3 protein-coding genes are annotated in these 4113 nt (G+C 65.8%); 1 reads left to right on the top strand and 2 read right to left on the bottom strand.

Annotated features, from left to right (window positions below; translation table 11 throughout):
- Positions 1-412 precede the first annotated feature (412 nt).
- On the bottom strand, positions 413-760 hold the full coding sequence (locus ABGA94_RS09185) for a phasin family protein (RefSeq protein WP_375367084.1): 348 nt from the start codon (positions 758-760) through the stop codon (positions 413-415).
- A gap of 116 nt (positions 761-876) precedes the next feature.
- Complete coding sequence (queD, locus tag ABGA94_RS09180; protein WP_005407953.1) at positions 877-1239, bottom strand: 6-carboxytetrahydropterin synthase QueD; 363 nt, start codon at positions 1237-1239, stop codon at positions 877-879.
- 192 nt (positions 1240-1431) lie between these two features.
- Here queD and ABGA94_RS09175 point away from each other — a divergent pair, with 192 nt between their 5' ends.
- Complete coding sequence (locus ABGA94_RS09175; protein ID WP_375367082.1) at positions 1432-4071, top strand: TonB-dependent receptor; 2640 nt, start codon at positions 1432-1434, stop codon at positions 4069-4071.
- Positions 4072-4113: the final 42 nt, after the last annotated feature.

Below are 4113 nucleotides of genomic sequence, written 5' to 3'. Positions count from 1 at the left end.
GGGGCGCAGGGCGGAGGCCCTTGCGTACGAATGTCCTCCGGCGCCGGCCGTTGGCCGTCACCTCCCCCTTTACTTCGTACGCAAGGGCCTCCGCCCTGCGTTCGGAGTTCGTCGGCGCGTCATTGAAAGGTTGCCGCGAGCACTGCGCTCTACCCACCGCACGCCGAGCCTCGTCGGGGCGGGCAGGGGTCTGGGCAAAGTAAAGGAGGAGGTGACGGCCAACGGCCGGCGCCGGGGGACATTTGCCCAGGCCCCTGCCTGTCCCGGCGGGGCCCCTCAGCTCGCAGAGACATCGGACGAAGACGCACTTCGGAATCCGAACACCAGGCAAAAAAAGACCCGGCAGAGGGAGGGATCTGCCGGGTCCGGATTGCATGGGGGGAGGGACCCATGCAATGAGCGTTGCGTCGCGTCAGTGGTTGTTCGCGTCCGCCATTGATTCGTTGCAGCCCTGCACCAGTTCGGACCACGCCTTGCTGGCCTGCAGGCCGAGACCGACCACATCCTGCTGGGCCTGGCCCAGCCGCTGCAGGTTGTCCTGCCACAGCTGTGCACCCTTGTTGAGCATCCCGGCCGTGTCGTCGCTGCGGGCCAGTTCACCCAGCCAGCCGCCGGTCGCGGTCAGGTTGCGCTCCATCACCGTCAACTGCACGCCGAACATGCTCTCCGCGTTCTCCAACGCCAGCCGGTTCGCACGCGTGGCTGCGGCGGCGAGCTGGCGGGTGGCATCACTGAAGCGATCGCTGAAGGCGGCGGCCATGGGGCATCAGGGAGTGGCTTGATGCAGTGCAGCATACGCTCTTGATGTGGCAATGCAACAAAAATAACAAAGGCGCCCAGGGCGCCTTTGAAACACCTTTCAGATCAATGGGTTGATCAAGCCGTCGGACCGCGGTAGCGGCAGCCGGAGGTGCAGGTTTCGTGCACGGTGATCTCGCTCAGCGCCGGCAGGCTGGGCTTGAGTTCGTTCCAGATCCACACCGCCAGATTCTCGCTGGTCGGGTTCTCCAGGCCGGGGATGTCGTTGAGGTAGTGATGGTCCAGGCGGTCATAGATCGGCTGGAAAGCCGCCTTCACGTCGCCGAAGTCCATGATCCAGCCAGTCTGCGCGCCGGGCTCGCCCTCGACCTTCAGTTCCACCCGGAACGAGTGGCCGTGCAGGCGCGCGCACTTGTGCCCCGGCGGCACGTTGGGAAGGCGGTGCGCCGCCTCGAGCATGAAGACTTTGAAGATTTCCATGGCGCAATTGTACGCCGCAGGCGGCCCGGCAGCCTGAGCGGACGCCGGGCTTTCGTGAAGTGACTCTTTCCATCCGGATGAAGAGATGATAGTTTCTCTTATATCCGTATGAAGAGATGTTATTGGCCGGGCGCCGGCCAGGCATGGACTACTGCGGAACTTCGTCGTCCTTACCACCTCCCCCACATCGTCATGCCCAAGCACACCCTGCTCGTGGCGGCCCTGGCCGTCGCTCTGGCCGCGCCTTTGTCCGCCGCCGCCGAAACCTCCGCCGACGCCGTTGGTGACGCCAATACCCTCGCCGCCGTGCGTGTCACCGGTTCCAACATCAAGCGCACCGATACCGAGGCCTCCAACCCGGTGCAGGTGATCGGTCGCCAGCAGCTGGAACAGACCGGCAAGGCCACTGTGGCCGACGTGCTGCGTTCGATCTCGGCCAACACCGGCAACGCCGCCAACGAAACCACCAACAACGGCTGGGCCTCCGGCTCGGCCGGCATCGGCCTGCGCGGCCTGTCGCAGAAGAACACGCTGGTGCTGCTCAACGGCCGCCGTCTGGCCAACTACGGCTTCCCGGCCGGCGGCCTGTCCGATACGTTCGTTGATCTCAACGCGCTGCCGCTGGTCGCAGTCGAGCGCATCGAAGTGCTCAAGGACGGCGCCTCGGCGGTGTACGGCTCCGACGCCGTGGCCGGCGTGGTCAACATCATCACCCGGCAGAACTTCGAAGGCGCCGAGATCGGCGGCAGCTTCGGCGGTGCCGACCAGGGCGGCCTGCACGAGCAGAACCTGAAGTTCGTCGGCGGCCTCGGTGATCTGGACACCGATGGCTACAACATCCTCTTCAGCCTGCAGGGTTACAACCGCGAGCGCCTGGACCAGGACGAGCGCAACCTGACCCGCAGTGGCATCTACACCGACAAGCCCGGTGGCCGCTGGAACGGCTGGTCGGCCAAGGGCGCACGCTACCTGGTCAACGGCGTGTCGGTGCCGATGCTCGATGCCAACGGCAACTGCCCGGCCGGCACCACCCGCGTTGCCAGCGCGCCGATCGATGGCCTGTCCGATGATACCTGCGGCTTCAACCAGGCACCGTTCACCACGCTGATCCCTTCGACCAAGCGTTACCAGGCCTATGCCAACGGCACCTTCCGCTTGAACGACAATGTCGAAGCCTTCGGCGAAGTGCTGTACAGCCAGATCAAGAGCGCTGCCTGGTTTGGCAGCAGCCCCTTCTTCACCCTGGAGAGCGGCCGCTTCGCACTGAACGCGGACAGCGGCCTGGCCGAGCCGGTGTCGTCGCTGCTGCCGGCCAGCAATCCGTACAACCCGTACGGGCGTGCGATCCCGATCGAGTACACCTTCTTCGACCTCGGCGGCACCATCAAGACCAACCGTTCCACCGCCTATCGCGGCGTGTTCGGCCTGCGTGGCACCACTGCGAACTGGGACTGGGAAGTGGCCGCATTCGGCGCACGCAGCAGCGAGCGCGAGAGCGTGTCCGGCGGCTTCGCCAACCGCTGGGCGCTGGCCAACGCACTGTCCACGGGCAGCTACAACCTGCTTGACCCGGCAGCCACGCCGCAGTCGGTGCGTGATTCGATCAACATCGCCACGCTGCGTCCGGCCGAGTCCAAGCTGCAGGGCGTCGACGCGAAGATCTCCGGCAGTCTGGGCCACACCTGGGCCGGCGAGATCGGGTTCGCCGCCGGTGCCGAGTGGCGCCGCGAGAAGCTCGATTCCAACAACCCGTGGCAGATCGATGCCGGCCTGCAGGTGCGCCCGGCCATTGCCGAAGTGCACGGCCAGCGCCAGGTCAGTGCCGCCTACGCCGAAGTGAACGTGCCGCTGGCCTCGACCCTGGAACTGTCCGCCGCCGCGCGTGCCGATCACTATGATGATTTCGGCGATGCGTTCTCGCCGAAGATCGGCCTGCGCTGGCAGCCGCTGGATTTCCTGCTGGTGCGTGCCTCAGCCTCGAAGGGCTTCCGTGCACCGTCGCTGTCGGAAAACTCCAACAGCACCAGCATCGCCTATGGCAGCGTGGTCGATCCGCGTGATCCGGACGTGCCGGGTTCGCGGCAGAACCCGACCTTCTTCACCGTCGGCAACAACGAACTGAAGCCCGAGCGCACCAGGAGCGTGAACTTCGGTGTGGTGCTGTCGCCGTGGGCCAACACCAACCTGAGCGTGGACTACTACCGCATCCAGCTGGACAACCTGGTCGGCACCAACAACACCCAGACCCTGGTCAACGACAACGTGGCTGGCGCGGTGCAGCGCGATGAGCGCGGCAAGCTGCAGGCGGTCTACAACCGCTACCAGAACCTGAGCGAGCTGAGGACCTCGGGCATCGACGTCGAACTGCGCCAGCGCATCCCGACTGCGGTGCTGGGTGACTTCACCGTGTCCTCGGCTTACACCCACGTGCGCGACTACCGTCGCCCGACCGTGGTCGGTGGCCCGCTGGTCGACTACGCCGGCAGCAACCTGGGCGCGACCCTGCCCAAGGACAAGGCCACCACCACGCTGGACTGGAAGTACGGAGATTTCAACGCAGCCGTGACCTGGTACTACACCAGCAGCTACCGCCAGGAAGCCAGCACCGCCGCCAAGGCCGTGCAGCAGCGCGTCGGCAGCTACAGCCAGTACGACCTGTACCTGGCCTATACCGGCATCGACAAGCTGACGCTGTATGCCAAGGTGCAGAACCTGGCCGACAAGACGCCGCCGTACGACGCCTCGTTCCCGGGCATCCGCGCGCCATACGACTTCAGCCAGTACGACCTGCGCGGCCGCTACTTCACGCTGGGCTTCGATTACCGCTTCTGATCCATCCGCCGCGGCCGGCCACCTGAAGGGACCGGCCGCGCG

Origin of the sequence: Stenotrophomonas sp. 3diitr2024, from assembly GCF_042136455.1 — a bacterium.
Classification (GTDB): domain Bacteria; phylum Pseudomonadota; class Gammaproteobacteria; order Xanthomonadales; family Xanthomonadaceae; genus Stenotrophomonas; species Stenotrophomonas sepilia.
The sequence above is the reverse complement of the archived record's forward strand: the minus strand, read 5'-3'. Positions and strand labels throughout refer to the sequence as shown.

What these genes read in the sequence shown, in the direction of transcription:
- ABGA94_RS09185 (WP_375367084.1), bottom strand. Translation starts at nt 760, where the DNA reads ATGGCCGCCGCCTTCAGCGATCGCTTCAGTGATGCCACCCGCCAGCTC.
- ABGA94_RS09175 (WP_375367082.1), top strand. Translation starts at nt 1,432, where the DNA reads ATGCCCAAGCACACCCTGCTCGTGGCGGCCCTGGCCGTCGCTCTGGCC.
- queD (WP_005407953.1), bottom strand. Translation starts at nt 1,239, where the DNA reads ATGGAAATCTTCAAAGTCTTCATGCTCGAGGCGGCGCACCGCCTTCCC.